General features: G+C 26.2%; 19 protein-coding genes. 6 read left to right on the plus strand and 13 right to left on the minus strand.

The genetic code is table 11. The annotated features are described in order from the left end of the window. The coding region (locus I4V51_RS17210; protein WP_195989664.1) for a tetratricopeptide repeat protein at positions 1-614 on the plus strand (614 nt) is incomplete at its 5' end. Between the two features lie 48 nt (positions 615-662). On the opposite strand, the gene I4V51_RS17215 is transcribed toward I4V51_RS17210, so the two are convergent. The 4 genes from I4V51_RS17215 to I4V51_RS17230 all read right to left on the minus strand — a co-directional run bounded on the left by I4V51_RS17215 (position 663) and on the right by I4V51_RS17230 (position 6,914). Then, positions 663-3,893: a carbohydrate binding domain-containing protein gene (locus I4V51_RS17215; RefSeq protein WP_195989665.1), complete on the minus strand. Its 3,231-nt coding sequence runs from the start codon at positions 3,891-3,893 to the stop codon at positions 663-665. 70 nt (positions 3,894-3,963) lie between these two features. Beyond that, a complete protein-coding gene (locus tag I4V51_RS17220; protein WP_195989666.1) occupies positions 3,964-4,941 on the minus strand; it encodes a peptidyl-prolyl cis-trans isomerase in 978 nt (325 codons plus the stop codon). A gap of 36 nt (positions 4,942-4,977) precedes the next feature. Beyond that, positions 4,978-6,096: an anaerobic sulfatase maturase gene (locus I4V51_RS17225; RefSeq protein ID WP_195989667.1), complete on the minus strand. Its 1,119-nt coding sequence runs from the start codon at positions 6,094-6,096 to the stop codon at positions 4,978-4,980. A 35-nt stretch (positions 6,097-6,131) separates the two neighbouring features. Continuing rightward, a complete protein-coding gene (locus I4V51_RS17230; RefSeq protein ID WP_195989668.1) occupies positions 6,132-6,914 on the minus strand; it encodes a sulfite exporter TauE/SafE family protein in 783 nt (260 codons plus the stop codon). A 336-nt stretch (positions 6,915-7,250) separates the two neighbouring features. Here I4V51_RS17230 and I4V51_RS17235 point away from each other — a divergent pair, with 336 nt between their 5' ends. Continuing rightward, positions 7,251-7,946, plus strand: coding sequence for a glycosyltransferase family 2 protein (locus tag I4V51_RS17235; RefSeq protein WP_195989669.1), 696 nt, complete (start codon positions 7,251-7,253; stop codon positions 7,944-7,946). Between the two features lie 439 nt (positions 7,947-8,385). Beyond that, positions 8,386-9,246, plus strand: a complete 861-nt coding sequence (locus tag I4V51_RS17240; protein ID WP_195989670.1) for a serine hydrolase — start codon at positions 8,386-8,388, stop codon at positions 9,244-9,246. A gap of 73 nt (positions 9,247-9,319) precedes the next feature. On the opposite strand, the gene I4V51_RS17245 is transcribed toward I4V51_RS17240, so the two are convergent. The 4 genes from I4V51_RS17245 to I4V51_RS17260 all read right to left on the minus strand — a co-directional run bounded on the left by I4V51_RS17245 (position 9,320) and on the right by I4V51_RS17260 (position 13,407). Continuing rightward, the gene (locus tag I4V51_RS17245; protein WP_195989671.1) at positions 9,320-10,462 is read right to left on the minus strand and encodes an AI-2E family transporter; all 1,143 of its coding nucleotides are present in this window, start codon (positions 10,460-10,462) and stop codon (positions 9,320-9,322) included. A gap of 59 nt (positions 10,463-10,521) precedes the next feature. After that, positions 10,522-11,049: a putative immunity protein gene (locus I4V51_RS17250; RefSeq protein WP_195989672.1), complete on the minus strand. Its 528-nt coding sequence runs from the start codon at positions 11,047-11,049 to the stop codon at positions 10,522-10,524. Between the two features lie 219 nt (positions 11,050-11,268). Next, positions 11,269-12,732, minus strand: a complete 1,464-nt coding sequence (locus I4V51_RS17255; RefSeq protein ID WP_195989673.1) for a protein adenylyltransferase SelO — start codon at positions 12,730-12,732, stop codon at positions 11,269-11,271. Between the two features lie 84 nt (positions 12,733-12,816). Next, complete coding sequence (locus tag I4V51_RS17260) at positions 12,817-13,407, minus strand: TetR/AcrR family transcriptional regulator (protein WP_195989674.1); 591 nt, start codon at positions 13,405-13,407, stop codon at positions 12,817-12,819. A 157-nt stretch (positions 13,408-13,564) separates the two neighbouring features. Between I4V51_RS17260 and I4V51_RS17265 the strand changes: the two genes are divergently transcribed. After that, complete coding sequence (locus I4V51_RS17265) at positions 13,565-14,305, plus strand: ABC transporter ATP-binding protein (RefSeq protein WP_195989675.1); 741 nt, start codon at positions 13,565-13,567, stop codon at positions 14,303-14,305. Further along, positions 14,280-15,362 (plus strand): ABC transporter permease, encoded by a 1,083-nt coding sequence (locus I4V51_RS17270; RefSeq protein WP_195989676.1) that lies wholly within the window; start codon positions 14,280-14,282, stop codon positions 15,360-15,362. The genes I4V51_RS17265 and I4V51_RS17270 overlap by 26 nt, the downstream gene beginning before the upstream one ends. Before the next feature lie 104 nt (positions 15,363-15,466). Here I4V51_RS17270 and I4V51_RS17275 read toward each other — a convergent pair whose 3' ends face one another. The 4 genes from I4V51_RS17275 to katG form a co-directional block, all read right to left on the minus strand. Further along, positions 15,467-15,946: an LURP-one-related family protein gene (locus I4V51_RS17275; protein WP_195989677.1), complete on the minus strand. Its 480-nt coding sequence runs from the start codon at positions 15,944-15,946 to the stop codon at positions 15,467-15,469. 24 nt (positions 15,947-15,970) lie between these two features. After that, positions 15,971-16,354 carry a hypothetical protein gene (locus tag I4V51_RS17280; RefSeq protein WP_195989678.1) on the minus strand — a complete coding sequence of 128 codons (384 nt, stop codon included), beginning with the start codon at positions 16,352-16,354 and terminating at the stop codon, positions 15,971-15,973. 169 nt (positions 16,355-16,523) lie between these two features. Further along, on the minus strand, positions 16,524-17,090 hold the full coding sequence (locus I4V51_RS17285; protein ID WP_195989679.1) for an NAD(P)H-dependent oxidoreductase: 567 nt from the start codon (positions 17,088-17,090) through the stop codon (positions 16,524-16,526). 101 nt (positions 17,091-17,191) lie between these two features. Then, a complete protein-coding gene (gene katG, locus I4V51_RS17290; protein ID WP_195989680.1) occupies positions 17,192-19,390 on the minus strand; it encodes a catalase/peroxidase HPI in 2,199 nt (732 codons plus the stop codon). A 235-nt stretch (positions 19,391-19,625) separates the two neighbouring features. Here katG and I4V51_RS17295 point away from each other — a divergent pair, with 235 nt between their 5' ends. Further along, positions 19,626-20,150, plus strand: coding sequence for a GNAT family N-acetyltransferase (locus tag I4V51_RS17295; RefSeq protein WP_195989681.1), 525 nt, complete (start codon positions 19,626-19,628; stop codon positions 20,148-20,150). 77 nt (positions 20,151-20,227) lie between these two features. Here I4V51_RS17295 and I4V51_RS17300 read toward each other — a convergent pair whose 3' ends face one another. After that, a complete protein-coding gene (locus tag I4V51_RS17300) occupies positions 20,228-21,910 on the minus strand; it encodes an S-adenosylmethionine decarboxylase (protein ID WP_195989682.1) in 1,683 nt (560 codons plus the stop codon). Between the last annotated feature and the right edge of the window lie 55 nt (positions 21,911-21,965).

Here is a 21,965-nt window from a genome sequence, read left to right on the forward strand (position 1 = left end):
ATTATGATGCCTCTTATAGATCCTTTAAATGTGATAATTCAATAAAGATTAGATATGCTTATATATCACTATATTGTGGTAATTTAAATAAATGCAAAGAAATATTATCTATAATTCCATCAAATCACCTTCAAGAAGAATTAAAAATCTCCTATAAAATTACTGAAGCCTTATATACTTGGAAAAATGGAAATATTGAAAAATCTATAGAGATATGCAAAATACTGAATGAAACTTATAAACACACTCTTGTTTATGAAACTTTAGGATACTTATTACTAATTTCTAAAAAATATAAAGAGGCATTAATTTATAATAGAAAGGCCTATGAATATGATAATTCTAATAATATTATTATAGATAATCTAGCTCAAAGTTATTACTATTTAGGCTATTACGAAAAAGCTCAAGAACTATATAAATCACTTTTATATAGTAAAAATAAAAATCTATCTTTTTCTGAACCATATTACTATTATGGATTAATATTAAACAAGTTGGGTGATAAAGATGGATGTATTAGATATTTAAAAGAGGCTTTAGCTAAAAAAGAAGCATTTTTATCCGATTTATCACATAAAAAAATCAATGAGGTACTATCATCATTAATATAATTAAAACCACCCAATTAAAGGGTGGTTTATTATTTATTAAACTTTATATTATTTTATTTTAAATTTAATTCCACCTGAAACTAAACCTATTGCTATAAATATTGGTATTCCCATAAATACTCCTCCGGTTTTTGGAAGCTTATTACTTTCTTCTTTTTCCGGCTTACTTTGTACTATATCCTCTGGTTTACTTTCTGGTTTACTTTCTGGCTTATTTTCCGGTTTATCTATTTCTACATCCTCTACTGTTACTGCTTCTTTTAATATAGTTGTCTTAGAAGTTACATCCCCATTAACATCTACTAAATTATCATATGCAACAATATTTGTACTACCTCCACCTATAGCTTTAAATTGTAAACTCATTATTGGTGTATCGCCATTTAATGCATTACTATATCTATCTGCACTTAAAATAATATTATTTCCATCATCTAATTTATTGTTTAAGAAAGAATGATAATTTTTCTTTACGCCCTTAGCTAATATGCCATCTTTATATCCTATAGTTGTATTAAATGATACTAATTCTAAAACATCTGTATCATATTTAACTTTAATATCTTGTGCAAGTAAATTATTTAAATCATTTAATGTATAAACAACTTCAAATACATCACCTACCTTTATAGAATTATTATCTTTAACCGTCTCAAAACTATCTTCTATATTATTACTACGAGAAATAATACTGGCCAATTTCATTATATCTTCAAAATCAACTCTGTCATCTCCATCAAAATCACTATATTTTGCTTCACTCCAATTTTCATTAAATAAATCTACTTGCTTGCCCATAAATTTAATGGCATATGCTAAATCTGCAATTGTAATTCCTTCAGTATTATCAATATCACCTGTATTCTCAGTGATTTTACTTCTTTCAGCTGCATCAATAGCTCTTTCTAACATTACTTCTATATCATCCTGAGCCTGTTTACTCATACCACTATTTTCATAAGCTATAACTTCTTTACCTATATCTATAGATTTTTTCAATCTATCAACTACTTTTTTAGGAGTTTGTCCAACTTCTTCTCCTACTACTATATTACTTAATAATCCTTCTGCATTATTTAACAACTCTTTAACTTTCGTTAAATCAAAGGCCTCTTCTTCAATATCACCACCATCTGGTGTTGCTGCTCCAATTTCTATTAATTTAACATTATCTATCCATATTTCACCATTAGGAGTAGATGCAATAAAAATAATTGGTGGCTCATTATTTTTAAATGCTTTACCTGTACTAAACTCAACTTCATAAGTCTTCCATTCATTTGAAAGCTGAGCTCCAACTCCACCATCATATCCATTATTTAAGCTACTATCTGAATCAAACCATTTTATTTGAAGTGGTTTTGGATTCCCAGATACCTTTTTAGCATCATATATTAACTTATAAGTAGTTTTTTCTTTTAATACAGGTTGATAATTTACAAAACTTCCTCCTGAAGCATGATTCTTTACCATTAATCCATAATTTCCATCTTTTTTATATTCAGATGCTATAGCCCCTATATTGTTTGAATTTTTATACCAAGTATTCTTACCAGCAGATGAATTAATACTTTGACTTGATTCAAAATCTCCATTAATAATTAAATTAGTTGCATTAACTTCTTTGTTCATATGTTCATAATTAACTTCTTCTTTAGGAAAGTTAACTTCTATACTCTTTTCTCTTGATCCTACATCGAAAGCAATGTCACTATATTCATGTACTCCTATATCAGGTGCACCATTATAAAGCTTGTTTCCATAATAATCAGTTCCACCATTATCTACTATATATTTACCTGCATTTATAGCTGGTGAGTTTTCCATAACTTTATATCCATCTTCACCAGTCCCTGCTGCAACAAACATAGGATCTTCTATAATTTTATTTGGATCTTTAGGCAGTTTAGAAATTCCACCTTCTTGTTTTGAATAATAAATGTTACTATCATACTCAAATTTTGTTGCCCAATTTCCATTTAAGCTACCGCTCTTTCCATCCTTTTCATCTACATAAAAAACATTATTTGCAAAATTTACACCAATATCTTTATGCGACATATTTCCATAGAAAAATGCATCTACTTGTCTTTCAGGTCCAACATAAAATACATTATTGTAAACTTTATGATTTCCAACAGGATTTGTCATTGTCATTAATGCAAATCTATCATTTTCACTAATGTTATATCTAAATATTGAATCTCTTGAATCTGCTAATCCAGTTGGACTTGCCCCTTCTCCATAACTAATAATTAAATATGCGCCACCCTCATTATTTTTACTATAGTTATATTCAAATATAGTTCCATTACTATATCCATCACTATCCCAAGGCATACCATCTTTAGTTGTATTTCCATTTAAACCAGTATTATATCTAAACACAGTATTATCTGAATTATGAGACCAAGCAGCACAGTTATATGCTACACCTTGATTTCGTGCAGCAAAATCATCAATTATATTATGTTCTATTATAGCACCATCAGTCCCTTGAACTACAATTCCATCACCTGCAGTACTCTTAATTAAATTATTTTTAACTACTACATTTGTACTTGGATACCATCTACCTGAACCAGTATTAGTTCCTCCTCTATTAGACCAAGATGACCATAAAAGTTGTATTCCAGTTCTATCAACATTTTGTATAGTACAATTTTCAATTACTAAATCATCATATTTTGTTGGAACTGAATTACCTGTTATTTCTACAAATATGCCTCCTGATGTTTTATATGCATTACTATTTGGATACTTTAAATTTATCTGAACATCATGTATATCTAATCCATTTAAATAAATATGATTTACAACACCTTTATCTTCAGCTTTAATACGAACAGCCCTTCTTTCTAATGAACTTGTATAATTAGCTGAAATATCCAAATTATTTATTTCCCAATACTCTTCATTATATAAGTAAAAAACATGTGGAGAATTTTCTTCTCCAACAAACCTTGGTTTAACATCCCCACCATACTTATCAATTATTATAGGTTTACCTTCACATCCAGATCCTTTTGGATTTAAAACTCCAGTCCATGTTTCCCCAGATTTAAAAAGAATTTTATCTCCTGGTTTAAATATTTGACTATTTACTTTTTCTAAGGTCCTCCACGCCTTATTTTCACTAGTACCCTCATTTTCATCATTTCCTGTTGAATAATCTACATAGTAAGTAATACCTAGTATTTCTTCTGCCTTTACATATTTAATAGGCATAATCCCTATAATAAAAATTAAAGCTATAAAAATAGATAAATATTTTTTCATACCATTCTCCTTTGCTCTTACACTCAAACTTAACCCTTGATTATCAATTTTTAAACTTCCATATTACATATTAATTTTTTTGTCTATCCCCTATTTCATTAAGCACCTCCTCATTAATTTCTATCCTCATACTTTCTTTTTCTTCCTTTATTAGTTCATTAATTATTGAGTCAATTTCATCTACGATAATTTGATCTCTTACTACATCTAATTTTTCATATCCTTGATTATATCTATTTAAACATTTTAAAATATGATAGGATCCATTAAATTCTATTACTTCACTTACATCACCAACTTGAAGTTCTAAAGCTTTTTCCTTTAATTCAGCTTTATAATTTTCATCTAAAGCTTTATTTTCATAGTTAAATTCATAGTTTTCTTTATAAACGTTTTCATATAACTTAAAATCACTTTCATCAAAATTCATTCTAATTTCTTCTAATAAAACTTTTGCTTTTTCCTTTTCTACGTCATTAACTGAACCATCTTCATTTATAAAACTAATAGATAGTATTTCACACTCTACTGCATCCTCAATTTTAAAATTCTCTATATTTTCTTCATAAATTAATTGTGTCTTACTATTAATTTCTTCCTTGAATTTATCTTCAATAATAAACTCTAATTCAGCTTGTCCATTTGATAATATATACTCATAATATTGCTTAGGCGTATATTGAATAGGTCCATAAATAACCTCATTATTTTCTTTTCCCTTTAATCTTCTTTTATTTTCTTGTTCTAATCCATTTAAAATATGATTATAATCAGTATCTTCAATTACTTCATAGCTCTTTAATATATTTAATAGTGCTCTATTTTCAATTAATTTTTCTAAGGAACTTTCTATATCATTATCATAGTTAATCATAAATTCACTTATAGGGATATCCTGATTATTTATTTTTAATAAAGTTTTAGAATTATCATTTTCATGTGCTAATATTAGATTAGTAAACACTAATATTAGCAATAATACTGTTCCAATCCAAACTATTACTTTACTTTTAATCATTTTAATCTTCTCTATATGTTTACCACCCAATCTTTTTGTCCTCCCTTTTTCCATTCTATAAATAATTTAATAATTACATTTAATTCTTTTGGCTATCATTTCAAAACCACTTAAAGTATTAGAATAAAAATCATAATATGCTGAACATAAGAAATTTAAATTATCTTTTTCATTTTCTCTATGTCTCCTACATCCACCTCTACATAAAAAATTAAACTTACATTTATCACATTTAGAGCTTTTATTCAAAGAACCTTTAATAAAATTAATAGTTTTTTCCTTTTCATGTATTTCATCGAAGGTTTCACTCAAAATATTACCTATAGAATATTTTTCATAAGTATAGAAGTCACATGGATACATAGATCCATCACTTTCTATAATATGTTGACAGGAACATACTCCCCTCATATCACAAGATTCATAATCTTGTCCTAAAAATAGTCCTAAAATATTATCAAATTGCCTAATACTTACATAGTCACCTTTCATTGCATCCTCATACCATAATGAAAATAATTTTTTCAAAAATTTCGAATACTCATCTGAAGTAAGAGAATAAGATTTTAAATTTTCTCTTTCATTTTCTAATGGTTCTAAACATGGTATGAATTGAAGATATTTAAAATCATTCTTTTTAAAATACTTATAACAACTATCAATCTTTTTACATAATGCTGATGTTACAACAACCAATATATTAAAATTAACATCATATCTTTTTAATATATTAATTCCTTTAATAACACTATTAAATGTATCCTGATTTAAATAGTTAACCCTATTTAAATTATGCATTTCTTTTGTACCGTCTAATGATACTCCCACTAAGAATTTATTTTCTTTAAATAATTTTGCCCATTCATCATTTATAAGTGTTCCATTAGTTTGAATACTTATATTAAATTTTGTTCCATATTTAGTTTCATTAATGTACTTAATAAGAGCCTTGTAATATTCTATTCCAACTAACATAGATTCCCCACCTTGGAATCCTAAATTACAGTTTCCACCTCTACAATAATCATCTATCTTATTAACTATCTCTTTTAATGTATCAATACTCATAAATCCATAATCTTTAATATCTCTAGAATCTGCTATAGAATGATAAAAACAGTACTTGCATTTTAAATTACACTTACTAGAAGATGGCTTTATCATTGCACTAATATTTCTACTCATAACTTAATCCTCCTTTTATAAAATTATTTATATATTTATCTAAATATCCCTAATACATTATATATATTTAGTAATACAAGAAATAAAATAACCATATTTAACACTTTAACTATAAATTCATTACTCATATTTTTATTTAATTTTGCTCCTATAATTCCACCTAATACCCCACCAATTACCATTACAGGTAACATAGTTAAATCATAATATCCTGAAAATACACTATCTATTGAAGTAAATATCTTAGGTATTTGTGAAAATAGAATTGTTATTATTGAATTAACAGTTGCTTCCTTAGTATCCATAGAGAAAAATAAAGTTAATACACAAACATTAACAGGTCCTCCACCGATACTTAAGAATGAAGATATTGTTCCTAAGGCTACCCCTATAAAAATACATAATAAGCCTTTTTCTATTTTAAACTGCTTAGTCTTATTCTTATTATTCATATATATGAATACAGCTATAAGTAATACAGCTAAAATTATATTTTGATACATAATTACTCTTGCATCATTATTAATAATATTAATTATTTTATTTAAGATAGTATCTCCTAAAATTCCTCCTAAAATAGACCCACATCCTATAAATACTGTCTTTCTAATTTCTAACTTAAACTTATATCTAATTTGTTTCATTATAGAAACTATAGCCATTGAAAATACAGTAAATGATGATAGCATATTTATAGTTTCAAGATTATACCCACCTAAAAAGTCTAATATAGGTTTTATTATCACTCCTCCACCTATTCCAGCTGTAGCTCCTATACTCGTTGCTAAAATAGCTATTAAAAAATATAGTATTTGCATATGTAGTCCTCCCATGTTTTAAATGTTTACACTTAAAATTCTACATTTAAATGGAGATTTATTTAATAATCATTTTTTCCTATTAAGTTTTACTATATAAAATAATGTATGTTTCAATATATTTTCATCTGAAAGTGCACTTTAAATAACTAAATAGCTAACTTTCAGTATATAATTATATAAAATTTGTATATATATTTTTTTCTTTGAACTTTCACTACACTATTACCATTTATTCATATAAAATCCATATACTGTACTCAATACTGCCATATTTCAACTGTATTATATTTCTATAAAATAAACTGAATTAATTATAGAAAGGTATGGTTCTAATTGACTATTTTTCAAAAAAGAAACCCAATAATTATAATCCCTGTATATTGTCCTGATAAAAGGCTCATTAATCTAATTAAAGAAATACGAAACAAAGTAGACTTTCCTATTATTGTAATAGATGATGGAAGTGGTGATAAATATTCAAATATTTTTTTAGAATCAAAAAAATTCTCTAACTGCTTACTTTATCATAACAATATCAACAAAGGTAAAGGTGCTACATTAAAAAATGGTGTTGCATATGCAATAGATAAATTTCCTAATAACTGTGGTTATATTACTTGCGATGCAGATGGGCAACATAGTGCAGAAGATATAATTAATATAGCTGATATACTAATAAAAAATCCCTCATCTTTAATATTAGGAATTAGAGATTTTTCACTTAATACCATTCCATATAAAATTAGAATAAGAAATAGGATTTCATCATTATTACTATATTTTATATCTGGCTCAAAATGTTCTAACACACAAACTGGATTAAGAGGAATCCCACGAAGTAAAGAAACATTATTTCTTTCAGAACCTGGTGATAAATATGATTTTGAAATGAATTTTCTTGCTAGTATAGCCAAAAGTAGTGTAGAAATTAAAGAAGTTCCTATTAAAACAACATGTATTGATATTAATTGTTACCATAGTATTATTTTTTATACGCTACTTTATTTAAAAAAATATAGTCTTTTTTAAAATAATAAATTAAATGAAATAAGAAGAAAGGTGATTTAATTACTTATGTTTAAATTTTAAAATAAACCCTATAGAATTGGAATTTTAACAACACTAATTGTAAGGTCTTTTTCTACTTTTGTTTTATTAAGCACATTTATAAATTTCTAAAGAATTTAATAAGGATAATAATAGTTATTCTACTAATTTATCTAGCAATACAAATAGTAATTATAATACTAATATGTTTGAGATATTATTTAAAGTGATGCTTTACTGTTTAAAATAGACTTTGCAAATAATAGCTATGATAGGAATATAAATGATACGACTTCAAACATAGCTAAAGATAATTATTGTCTAGAAATGCTTTTGTTTATTTCTATAATAAGATGTAAACTGTTAATATATCTATATAGACGATAATATTACCACATTAAATTAATAAAAGGAGTTATATATGAAAATAATAAATAATGAATCAATAGTTTCAAGACCTGTAAACTTTAAAGGTACTTTATCAATTGAAATATCAGCAATACTTTCAAATAAAGGCTTTAATTATTCACTTATATATGCCGATATAAATAATCAAAATTATTTATTTTTAAGTAATTATTCAACTGATATTAAAAATACGCCTTCCCCCTCTGCTAGCATCATAAAAATCTACATAATGATAGCATTATACACTAAAATATCCCATGGACTTTTAAATTCAACCACTAAAATAACTTTACAGGATTCTATGAAAGTTGGTGGATCTGGAATACTTTATTATAAGGATAGTTATACTGAATATAGCATAGATGATTTAATATATCTTATGATTACTGAAAGTGATAATACAGCAACCAATATATTAATTGACCTAATTGGTAAAGATTATATAAACTCTAAAATAAAAAAACTTGGTTGCATTAACACATCTTTAAATAGAAAGATGATGGATATAAATGCACTTAATTTAGGAATTGATAATTATACATCTGTATATGATTTATATATTACATTTATACAATTGCTTAATAACTCCTGTATAAATGAATTTTACGACAATAAGATGATAAATATTTTAAAAAATACTAAATCTACAACAAAACTTCCAAACCTATTACCACCTAATACTATAGTAGCTCATAAAACTGGTGAATTAACTAATATAGAAAATGATGCTGGTATAATGTTTACTGATAATGGTGGTTATATATTATGTGTTTTAACTAAAAACGGTAAAAATAATATAGAAATTCAAGCAATAAGCTCTGTTTCAAAAAAAATCTATGATTTATATGTGAATTGTAAATCTAAAGAATATTAAAAAAATTAGATACACTCACTAAATTTATTAAAGGAGTATATCTAATTTAAATTAAAATATTAATTATTATTTTCTAAACAATGTCTATATTTTTATAATTTAGCCTTTTATCTACAAATTCCTTAAATACTTTATATATTACTGAAAAAATAGGTATTCCTAATAGTATTCCTATAAGCCCAAATGTATTTCCACCAATAATCATAGCTAACATTACCCATATTGGTGGTAAACCTATTGAACTTCCAACAACCTTTGGATAAATTAAATTACCTTCTACTTGTTGAAGCACAATTATAAATATTACAAACCAAAGAGCCTTCATTGGATCTATTATTAATATTATAAAAGCTGATGGTATAGTTCCTATAAATGCTCCAAATATAGGTATCAACGCTGTTACTGCTACTAAAACACTTATAAGCAATGCATATGGCATTTTTAATATAAGCATTCCTATAAAACATAAAACGCCTATAATAATAGCTTCAATAAATTGCCCTCCAATATAGTTAGAAAAAGCCTCATTTGATATTTTTCCTAAGTACATTATCTTATCAGCAAATTTTTTACCACTAAATGCATATAAAACCTTTTTCATACCTAATTGTAATCTTTCTTTATTTAACAACATATAAATTGAAAAAATTACAGATAGAATAAAATTAAATAATCCACTAGTAAAACCAACTGTAATATTTACTACTCCTGATAATGATGAAACTACTATTTGTCCAGTAAATTGAAGGATCTCTCTCCAAGCAGATAAAAAGTTATTCCACAAAGTATTTAATATCTCTGTATCACTAACATACTGACTTATTAACGCTTCAAATGATTTCATATATGATGGTATAGCATCAGTTAATGTGGATATACTATCAATAAGTTGTGGAATTATAAATCTTATTAATCCAAAAATAACCATGAATACAAATATAAAAGTTAAAGCTACTGATAATGGTCTTTTAAATCTAGAATACTTCTGATATTTTTTATTATCTAAAAAGGCAAATACCCTTTCTTCAAAAATTCTCATTACTAAATTCAACATAAAAGCTATGGCTATTCCTACTATGAATGGTAAAAGTACTCCTATTATGTTTTCAACCCCTGAGATAATATTTTTAAAATTAAAAATTACATAAGCTAAAATTATTATATATGTAACAATTCCCCAATATTCTTTAAACTTTTGTCCTAAAAAATCTTTCAAATTTTAATTCTCCTTTCTTACTTTATCATATTTTTCTACAATACATTTTACTAATCAACTTAACAATTCCAATTTATTTTTACTGGATTAGGTTCATCTATCTTTGCAATCTTTCTTAATGCCTCTTCCATCTTTTTGCATTCTTTTTCAGCAATTCCATCATAAACTTCTGGATTTTCTTCAATACCAACAGATGAATATGCTATAGCTGCAGAGCCATAAAAAGCAAGTCCCAAACTGCTTGTTAATGTGTTAATAGTTGTAACTGCTGCTGTAATTGCCCTTGCTGCAGCCTGCGCAGCTGGACTTTCTTTTGCTTCTCTTGCAGCAACTTGAGCTTCCTTAATTATTTTTTTAGCTTCACTAAGTTTTATATCTTCTTTCATCCATTGTTCTACAGCATCTAATGCAAGTTCTAAACGATAGTCTTCTGGATAATCTTTTTTATAAATAGCTAAAATATTCTCTCTTGCATAATCATTGCACCATTTTACTATTGTAAGCTTACTTTGAGTTTCTATTAACCTCATAAGAGAAATAATATATGGTGAGTCGGCCTTTCCTAACATTTTTCGTAACTTTTTCATATTAAACCTACTTTTTTAAAATTTATTTTTATTATAATAAATTAATCTATCAATTAAATATAAGTATATCCAAATTAACATAATTTACATATATTATATACCATAATATCTTAATTATAAACTATTTATATAATAATAAAGCTACTAAGAATATTTCTTACTCCTAGTAGCTTTAATTTTCTAAACTTTAATTAAATATTTAAAATTATAATTTTAAAACTATGTACCACAATATGTTTTATAAGGACAACTTGATACTTCTGGTATCTTAGAAAATTCTTCACTTATATTTGAATAATCATAAGGATTCTTAAGTACTTCTAAAAGCCTATTAATAATACTATAGTCATTATTGTTAACTGCTGCTTTTATTCCTTTCTCTACTATATAATTTCTTGGAATCACTGTTGGATTATTTGATTCCATAAGACCTTTTATTTTTTCTCTAGATACATTTTGTTTTGTTAGTCTTTTTTGCCATAAATTATACCATTCCTTAAATTCATCACTATTAAAAACTTTCATTTCATCTAATTTATCTAATGTTAAATTTAAAAATGTATTTGTATAATCTGCTTTAAAATTATTCATAATAGTTAGAAGTGATAAAACTAAATTTTCATCACCCTCTTCTTTATCAAATAATCCCAACTTTGCTCTCATTCCCTCAAAATAATATTCATTATATAGAACACTATAACTTGTTAATGCATCTTCAGCTATTTTAATTGCTTTATCTACATCATCATTTAGTAATGGCAATAAACTTTCTGCAAATCTAGTTAAATTCCACACTCCAATTTTAGGTTGATTCCCATAAGAATATCTTCCATTAACATCAATAGAACTAAATACAGTATTTATATCATAAGTATCCATAAATGCACATGGTCCATAATCTATGGTTTCTCCGCTAATTGTCATATTATCAGTATTCATAACACCATGAATAAATCCTACTAATTGCCACTTTGAAATAAGTTTTGCTTGATTTTTTATAACCTCTTTAAGAAGATATAAGTATGGATTTTCTTCATATTTATCTTTTTTAAAGTGCCTATTTAATGTATAATCTGCTAATTCCCTAAGTTCTTCAATACTAGCAAAATTTCTTGCAAACTGAAATGTTCCAACACGTATATGACTTTTTGCTATACGATCTAATACAGCTCCTTCTAGAATTTCCTCTCTTATTATATCTTCACCAGTAGAAATAACCGCCAAGCTACGAGTAGTTGGAATTTTAAGTCCATACATTCCTTCACTTATAATATATTCTCTAAGCATTGGACCTAAAGCCGCTTTTCCATCGCCACCTCTTGAATACCTAGTTCTTCCTGCCCCTTTAATTTGTATATCAAACTTTTGTCCATCTTTTGATATAAACTCACCTAAAAGTATTGCTCTACCATCACCAAGCATTGTAAAATGTCCAAATTGATGTCCTGCATAAGCTTGTGCTATAGGAGTTGTACCTTCTAAAATATTATTTCCTACAAGAAATTCAGTACCTTTATTACTTTCTAAAAACTCTAAATCTAATCCTAAACTTTCTGCTAATTCTTTATTAAACTTTATCATTCTAGGCTTTTCTATTTTACTTGGAAGTTCTCTTGAATAAAATATATTAGATAAATTACAATATGTATTTTCTAAATTAAAATTTATATTATTTTCTATCATTATCTCTCCTTTTTAACTTTTATTTTAGTATTTATAAATTATACTATATTTAATATTAGTATTTAATCAATATTAAATATATATTCAATTTAAAAATGTTTTTAAGAAATTATTTATTATAGATGATAACATACTAGCAATTTCTTCAGGACTTTCAATAATACCATCACTAATCCACTTTTGAATAACTCCAATATGTATAGACGATACTATTTCTAACATATATTTACTAGAAATTTCTTTATTAAGCTTATGATTATTTGATATGAAGTTTACAATATAACACTGTATTAAGCTTTTAAACTCATTTATAAATGAAGAATTCTCATTAGAGTTTAATATTATAGGCATTAACTCCGCATTTTCACCTATATATGTATATAAACGAACTAAAAAAGGTTTTATATTTCCAATACTATTACTATTTGTTGAAAGAGAGTTTTTTACTTCCTGTGATGCTAATATAATTATTTCATTTATCTCATTTAATATTTCATTTTGACTTTTCTCCAATAAATCATACTTATCCTTATAATGCAAGTAAAAAGTACCTCTATTTATATTCGCTTTTTCAGTTATATTTTTTACAGTTACCTTTTCAAATCCTATTTCATTTACAAGCTCAATAAATGAATTTTTTATTATTCCTCTTGTTTTTAATATACGTCTATCCATTAAAATTCTCCTAACTATTTAAAATACTGAACACATTTATTAAAAGTGTTTAATAATGAACACTTCTTATATTATTAACTATTGTATAAATTATACACTAAAATATAATATAAGCATAAAACAAAACCAACACCGTGTTTATTAATAGGAGGGGAAAATGGAAGTAATTGAAATTAATAATGTAATAAAAAAATATGGAAAAACTTTAGTATTAAACAATGTAAACTTAACAATTAAAAAGGGGGAGATACTAGGTCTAATAGGTCCATCTGGTGCAGGAAAAAGCACTTTAGTTAAAGCCATTATGGGTATAGAAAAAATTAATAGTGGTGAAATCAACGTATTAAATAAAAAAGTGCCTAATTTAGATATATTTAAAAATATTGGATATATGGCTCAAGCTGATGCTCTTTATGAAGATTTATCTGGAAAAGAAAACTTAGAATTTTTTGCAAAGCTTTATAATATGAAAAAGAAATTAATAAAGGAAAGAATTGAATATACCTCTAAACTTGTAAAGCTTGAAAATCATATGAACAAAAGAGTAAATAATTATTCTGGTGGTATGAAAAGAAGACTTTCTTTAGCCGCATCACTTATTCAAAATCCTGATTTATTTATTTTAGATGAACCCACTGTTGGAATTGATCCAACTCTTAGATTAATCATATGGGATGAAATATATAAATTAAAATCAGAAGGTAAATCAGTTATTGTAACTACCCATGTTATGGATGAAGCTTTAAAATGTGATACTCTTGCTTTAATAATTGATGGAAAAATTATTGCAATGGGAACACCTAAAAAGCTAATGCAAGATTTTAATGTTAACAGTATAGAAGAAGTATTTTTAAAGATTGGAAGTGAAAATAATGAGAATAATTGCATTAGTAAATAGAATAGTAAAACAAACTATACATGATAAAAGAACTTTAGCTCTTATGATGTTTGCTCCACTTGTAGTATTAACATTAGTTTATTTTTTATTTAATTCAGGTGATGATGTTAAATTAAAATTAGGTGTATATAATACTTCAGAATCCTTTAATGATTCCTTGAAAGATGCTGACTTAAATATTACTGAGTATGATGATAATAATGATATAGAAAATAAAATAATAGATAATGATTTAGATGGATTTATATATAGAGAGGATAATAATTTATATATAACTTATGAAAATAGCTCTCCTCAAAACTCACAAAAAATAAAATCTATAACTAGCACTATATTAATGAAAGATAATTTGGATAATGTATTAAATTTAGTAAGCAGTAAAATACCAAATTTAAGTTTAGAAAATGAACAAGCTATAAATATTGAAGAAAGCTATGTTTATGGTGATGAGGACTTAAGTTACTTTGATACTATAAACCCTATGCTTATAGGATTCTTTGTATTTTTCTTTGTATTTTTAGTTTCTGGAATATCTTTATTAAAAGAAAGAAGCAGTGGTACATTATATAAGCTTTTAGCCACACCTATTAAAAGGTATGAAATAGTTTTAGGATATTTATTAGGTTATGGAATTTTTGCTCTTATTCAAACAATAATAGTTGTATTATTTGCAGTATATATTCTTAATATGAAAATAGTAGGCAGCATTTATTTAGTATTATTAGTTAATGTTATTATAGCTCTTGTTGCATTATCTTTAGGAACACTTTTATCTACATTTGCAAATTCTGAGTTTCAAATGATGCAGTTTATTCCTATAGTAATAGTTCCACAAATTTTTTTTGCAGGGCTTATACCATTTGATAGTATGGCAAATTGGCTTCAAAAAATATCTTATATAATGCCATTAAATTATGGTGCTAATGCATTAAGTAATATAATTATTAAAGGATTTACTTTTTCACAAATACAAAATGATATATATATTCTAATTCTTTTTGTAGTAATATTAAGTACACTTAATATATTATGTTTAAAGAAATATAGAAAAATATAAATAAATTAATAGTATCTATACTTATATATGTTTTAGCAATAGAATAGAGCTTATTCAGAAAGTTAAATATAAACTTTCTGAATAAGCTCCAAATATTTATAATTCTAATTATTATTATTCTTATCAATTATGTTATCAATAATTATAACTAAGGCTATTATAAAAGGATGATTTTCATAATTAGTATCAACATAATAATTATCTGAAAAGGATAAAAATTCTTTATCAATGACAGCAATAGTTCTCCTATTATGATTAATTCTATAACTATAATGCCAAAGATCTCCTTCAATTTCAAAATCGCCATAATTACTTTCAACAAAGATGCTATCTTTAAAGAATGTAAGTTGTTTTTTTACAGTTCCAATTATATTATCATTCCTATCATAAATTTCATAACTAGGCATAAATTTTAGAAGTTTTTCCCTAACCTTATATATTTCATTATTATTTTCTATAACTCTAAACTGCAATCCAAAACTAAAAAATTCCTTATCTATAAAATAAGTATCTTGCCCCCTATCATTTTTAACCCAAAAATCCTCTTTAATCTTAAATACCTTTGATTTTATATAGTATCTCATATAAACTATCCCCCTATATATATTTTATCTATAAAATACTGCACTTATTAAGAAATTGGTACCATATTCTTCATTTTCAATAATACCACTATTATTCCATTTTCCAAAACCAGCTTTAACTGCTAAAGGCCTTAAATCACCATAAAATGAAAGTACCCCTTTTGTCCATACCTTCTTATAGCCTTGTCTTTTAACTAATCTTTTTATTTCCCTTAAGTTTTTATTTGATATCTTATTTACCTTTAAAATATCCTTAGATATTTTAAAAAACTTTTTATAGAATAATGTGCTATCGCAATAATGTGCAAAAATTAAGCAATTAGTGTTATTGCTTAATTTTATATTTCCTTTAAGAATTACCTCATTACTATCTGCTATTTTATATGCATTATTTATTAAAGAATTCATATTAACAACTCCAAATTAAAAATATACTTTAATTTATTATTCTAAATAATAAAAAAACATATACATTTCTTAATTATACATTAAAGTAAAACTAAATAAAAAATGAGAAGTTAAGTTTTCTTTCTAAGAAAGCTTAACTTCTCATTTTACATATTTAAAATTATTCTCTCTATAACTTTGATTCTAATTCTGTTAAAAATTCTTCCTTTTTACGCTGGGCTGATGCAACATTAAGATTAATCCAGCTAATATTACTCATACCAGCTACTTCTAAGGTTGATTTTATAATTGTATTTTCAATAGGATTTCCTAAATCATTCTTAATATAAAATGTATCACTTTCTGAAGTTGTTATTAATAGCCCCTTATTTATATTAGTTAATAATCCTTTTGGTCTATTATTTTCTTCTATAAAAGCAAACTCCTTTATAAACACCTTATCAAAAAATCCCTTTAGCATTGCAGGAACATTGTTCCACCATATTGGAAATATAAATATTATTTCATTACCTTCCTTAAGATAACCTTGATATTTTTTAACTAGTTCATCCTTACTTTCACCTTTACTATATAATTTCTCATCTTCCTCACTCATTACAGGATTAAAATTATCTTTATATAGTTCAATTATCTCATATTCTTTTTTCTTTCCATCTAAAACACTTATTACTTTTTCCTTAATACTTTCACCAAAAGAATTTTTACTAGGATTACATTCAATTATTATAGTTTTCATAACTTTCATCCTTTCATGTAATTTATTATTTTTATCTACTTATTTTAGCCATTATATTAAGAATTATTACTATTTTTAACTAGTTCCTTAGAATAAAATCATTATTTTTCTAAAAGATCAAACCGATCTGCATTCATTACCTTATTCCAAGCAGCTACAAAATCACATAAGAATTTTTCCTTATTATCATCACAGGCATATACTTCAGCAATTGCACGAAGTTGTGAATTAGAACCAAATATAAGATCAACTCTTGTTGCTGTCCACTTTAATTTTCCTGTTTTCCTATCAAAACCTTCAAATCTTTCTTCAACTTTATTAATTGGTTTCCAAACAGTATTCATATCAATAAGATTTACAAAAAAATCATTTGTAAGGCATTCTTCTCTATTTGTAAATACTCCATCTTTAGAATTCTTATAATTTGTATTTAACACACGCATTCCACCAATTAATACTGTCATTTCAGGAGCAGTTAATGTTAATAATTGTGCACGGTCAATTAACATTTCTTCTGGTTTTGCTGTAACCATATTATTTATATAATTTCTAAATCCATCTGCCCTAGGTTCAAGTACACAAAATGATTTTACATCAGTTTGTTCTTGTGTTGCATCTGTACGACCTGGAGTAAATGGTACTATAATATTATGTCCTGCATTTTTTGCTGCTTTCTCAATGCCTGCGCAACCAGCAAGTACAATAACATCAGCTAATGAAACCTTCTTACCTTTTGATTGTGAATTATTAAACTTCTTTTGAATATTCTCTAATACCTTTAAAACTTTATCTAATTCTTCTGGCTCATTAACTTCCCATTCATTTTGCGGTTCAAGTCTTATTCTAGCCCCATTTGCTCCACCACGCCTATCTGATCCACGAAATGTTGATGCTGATGCCCAAGCTACCTTAACAAGCTCTGATATTGACAGTCCAGAGTCTAAAATTCTTTTCTTTAGATTGATAATATCCTTTTTATTAACCAATTTATAATCAACTTTTGGTACAGGATCCTGCCATATAAATTCTTCACATGGAACCTCATCTCCAAGATACCTTGATATTGGTCCCATATCTCTATGAGTTAATTTAAACCATGCACGAGAAAAAGCATCTGCAAACTTTTCAGGATCATCTAAATACCCTTTTGCAATTGATGCATATTTAGGATCATTAATAAGAGATAAATCTGCTGTTGTCATCATAGGTCTATGTTTCTTTGATGGATCATGAGCATCTACTACCATATCCTCTTCATCAACATTTATAGCCAACCATTGATATGCTCCAGCTGGACTTTTAACTAACTCCCATTTATATTTAAATAATGTCTTTAAATACCCCATATCCCATCGATTTGGATTTGATTTCCAGGCTCCCTCTATTCCACTAGTTATAGTATCATCAGCATTACCTTTTCCATAAGTATTTTTCCACCCAAGACCTTGCTCTTCAATAGGTGCTGCTTCTGGTGCTGGTCCAATATATGTAGCAGGACCTGCCCCATGACATTTTCCAAAAGTATGTCCACCTGCTATAAGTGCTACTGTTTCTTCATCATTCATAGCCATACGTGCAAAAGTTTCCCTAACATCTTTAACTGATGCTTTTGGATCTGGATTTCCATTAGGACCTTCTGGGTTTACATAAATTAATCCCATTTGAACTGCAGCAAGTTGATTTTCTATTTCATTACTCTTTGGATCAGTATTATCTCCAAGCCATTTTTTTGAGCTTCCCCAATAAATATCATCCTGTGGCTCCCAAACATCTTCACGTCCACCACCAAATCCAATCAGCTTTAATCCCATAGATTCAAATGCACAATTTCCTGCTAATATAATAAGATCAGCCCAAGATAGTTTATTTCCATACTTCTTTTTAATTGGCCAAAGTAATCTTCTTGCTTTATCTAAGTTAGCATTATCTGGCCAACTATTAATTGGTGCAAAACGTTGAGTTCCACGTCCTCCTCCACCTCTGCCATCTCCAATTCTATAAGTTCCAGCACTGTGCCAAGCCATACGAATAAAAAATGGACCATAAGTTCCATAATCTGCTGGCCACCATTCTTGAGAATCTGTCATCAATGCAAATAAATCTTTCTTTACGTCTTTAAGATTTAGCTTCTTAAACTCTTTAGCATAATCAAAACCCTTAGACATTGGATTACTTAATTCTGAGTTTTCACTAAGTATTTTTAAGTTTAATTGATTTGGCCACCAATCCTTATTTGTATATACACCACCTACTGCCCCCATACTTGTATAACCTGTCACCGGACATTTCGATTCTCTCATAATATTACCCTCCCTACCTTTAATTCAGCTAACATTATATAAGTTAATACTATTCACTTGTATTATATAAATAATTAAATCATCATATAACTAACTTTTATAAAATATCCATAATAAATAAAAAGGTAATTTATTTCCGATTTTTGACTATATTTAAAACTGTATTATTATAGGTACATTCACAATCTTATTTGAATATATCTATTTATATATCTATATGTAAAGAGGTGCTTCTATGAAATCAACTGATAATTTAACTTTAACAAGTTTAACTAATAAATACTTAAATAGTGCTGTTAAATTAGTAGAAAGTGTTTTTAAACATGAAGATGAAATAATAAGAACAGAGATAGAAGCAAGTATAAACAATAAAAGCCTTGTTTCTTATAATAATCACTGTGATAGTGATGTTAAATCCTTAAAATATTTCATTGTAGTAAATAATAAAGAAAAAGTTTTAGGTATAATTGGTATATACACTTTATTTGAAGATTTTGAAGATACAGACTGGATAGGTTGGTATTGCGTAAGCAAAAAATATCGTGGAAAAGGTATAGGTATGTTTTTACTTAATTTTGTAATAGATTTATCAAAAGATAGAGGCAAAAAATATCTTTGCCTTTATACCTCCACTGATAAATCCGAGAAAAAAGCTCAAAAAATTTATGAAAAAAATGGATTTTATATAACTAAACGAGTTAAGGAAGATGGATATGAAATTCTATTTAGAAGAAAAGATTTATCTTTCTCTAATATCTAGCAACTTAATCTATAACAATTTCTTAACTTCAGATAAATTTAAATTTCAAGCTGAAGTTAAGAAATCAAGATTTAAATTTAACTATTTTTATTAATTTCTCTCATTCTATTTAAAAGATTACCATCTGAATTATTATTTTCTCCAATAATACATTCTCCTAAATGATAACTTAAATATTTACCATAATTACTATTACATTTTTCCAAAAGCTGTTCAATATAATATATACCTTGTGGTATATTATCATTTAAAATACTTGCTAAAGCTCCATAAACTCCACTAGCTACCTGATGATAAGTAGCATTAGTTTTATATTTTTCATAAATATCTTTATTACTTAAAGCATTATACATAAATACTTCTTTATTTTCATATACCAATAATACACCTACCAAATCTTTACCCTTTAATACCGCTTTTTCCGGATCTAATACTTCCATTGGCTGACTCCAAAGCTTATCTATATTATCTAAATATGATTTAATTAAATTAGTAGTATGATCATTTACTTTATAAATAAAGCCAGTCTCCATATTATACATTTTTCCTAAAGTTATAGCTTCTTCATGAGGCATTAAACAACCATAAAAAACTTTTTTATCAAGGGTAACTTTAAATTCAAGCTCATAAACCTTTTTGTATAAGAATATTGATTCGTTATTCTTCATAAAAGTTGGATAGCTATATATTGCTTCGTCTAAAAATCCTTCAGGATACCAAGTAGTATATATTGTTCCTTTCTTTGCTAAAGATTCATCTTCAAAAAAAGATGTGTCATCTTCAACTATATAACATCCTTTTGGAATTTTTTTAGAATTTCTTTTCATTACTTCATAAGCCATCCATTGAACTATACCTGGATTCATTCCTGAACATAAAATTGCTGTAGTATTTTGAAACTCATCTCTATGACTTTCAAGAATTTTATATCTTTCCTGTAATCCAAAACCAGCATAATATTGGTTATTATCTACACTAATACTTTCTAAAGCTGTATTTATATAAATAACACCATACTTATTACAAATCCTTAAAGTATCTACTGTATCAGCATAAGATACATCTATTAAAATATCCGTATCCGTTTTCTTTAAGTAGTTTATAAGTTTAGAGCTATTATCTGAACTAAACTCATATAGCTTTATTATGTCTATTAAATTAGGACAATACGTTTTATAATACTTTATATCCTTTTGATTTAAATCAACTAAATGTAAACTTAAGTTACAAATATTATGATGTATAGGATCATTTTCATCATTAATAGCCTTATTTAGTATAGATAATATAGATTTGGCAACACCCCCTGAACTTCCTAAAATGGTTATATTCAATTTTTCTTGCCACTTTATATCTCTTCTATATTCAAAATCATCATATTGGTTATTTATTAAATTGATACTTCTTCTATTTTTTAAAAATACATTTTCTTCAACTTTGCATGTAGATGACTTTGATACTTTTTCAAAATATTTTGTAGCCTCCTGTATATCTATATCATTTAATAATGTAAATATATCTATACAAATAGTATTATTTTCATATATTGATTTTAAAATTATTTCCCCATCCTCTATTAAAACTACTATAGTTAATCCATATGGATTATATAAAAAATGAGAGCTACATATTGAACCAATTCTAAGCTCCTTGCAAAACTCTCTTGTATATAATCTTAATAAATTTTTATCCCTTACTATGCCAGATTTACAATTTAATAATACACACCTTATATGTTTTGAATTTTCAATAGGATTCATTAATTGATTCTCCTTAAAATTAACTATAATAATATAATTATGAAATATCTATATT

Origin of the sequence: Clostridium sp. D53t1_180928_C8 (genome assembly GCF_015667795.1) — a bacterium.
In the GTDB taxonomy this organism is placed as follows: Bacteria; Bacillota; Clostridia; order Clostridiales; family Clostridiaceae; genus Clostridium.

Bases quoted from the DNA above. Each gene is read 5' to 3' on its own strand.
- I4V51_RS17215 (WP_195989665.1), bottom strand. From the start codon at position 3,893: ATGAAAAAATATTTATCTATTTTTATAGCTTTAATTTTTATTATAGGG.
- I4V51_RS17225 (WP_195989667.1), bottom strand. From the start codon at position 6,096: ATGAGTAGAAATATTAGTGCAATGATAAAGCCATCTTCTAGTAAGTGT.
- I4V51_RS17230 (WP_195989668.1), bottom strand. From the start codon at position 6,914: ATGCAAATACTATATTTTTTAATAGCTATTTTAGCAACGAGTATAGGA.
- I4V51_RS17240 (WP_195989670.1), top strand. From the start codon at position 8,386: ATGAAAATAATAAATAATGAATCAATAGTTTCAAGACCTGTAAACTTT.
- I4V51_RS17250 (WP_195989672.1), bottom strand. From the start codon at position 11,049: ATGAAAAAGTTACGAAAAATGTTAGGAAAGGCCGACTCACCATATATT.
- I4V51_RS17255 (WP_195989673.1), bottom strand. From the start codon at position 12,732: ATGATAGAAAATAATATAAATTTTAATTTAGAAAATACATATTGTAAT.
- I4V51_RS17260 (WP_195989674.1), bottom strand. From the start codon at position 13,407: ATGGATAGACGTATATTAAAAACAAGAGGAATAATAAAAAATTCATTT.
- I4V51_RS17265 (WP_195989675.1), top strand. From the start codon at position 13,565: ATGGAAGTAATTGAAATTAATAATGTAATAAAAAAATATGGAAAAACT.
- I4V51_RS17270 (WP_195989676.1), top strand. From the start codon at position 14,280: ATGAGAATAATTGCATTAGTAAATAGAATAGTAAAACAAACTATACAT.
- I4V51_RS17275 (WP_195989677.1), bottom strand. From the start codon at position 15,946: ATGAGATACTATATAAAATCAAAGGTATTTAAGATTAAAGAGGATTTT.
- I4V51_RS17280 (WP_195989678.1), bottom strand. From the start codon at position 16,354: ATGAATTCTTTAATAAATAATGCATATAAAATAGCAGATAGTAATGAG.
- I4V51_RS17285 (WP_195989679.1), bottom strand. From the start codon at position 17,090: ATGAAAACTATAATAATTGAATGTAATCCTAGTAAAAATTCTTTTGGT.
- katG (WP_195989680.1), bottom strand. From the start codon at position 19,390: ATGAGAGAATCGAAATGTCCGGTGACAGGTTATACAAGTATGGGGGCA.
- I4V51_RS17295 (WP_195989681.1), top strand. From the start codon at position 19,626: ATGAAATCAACTGATAATTTAACTTTAACAAGTTTAACTAATAAATAC.
- I4V51_RS17300 (WP_195989682.1), bottom strand. From the start codon at position 21,910: ATGAATCCTATTGAAAATTCAAAACATATAAGGTGTGTATTATTAAAT.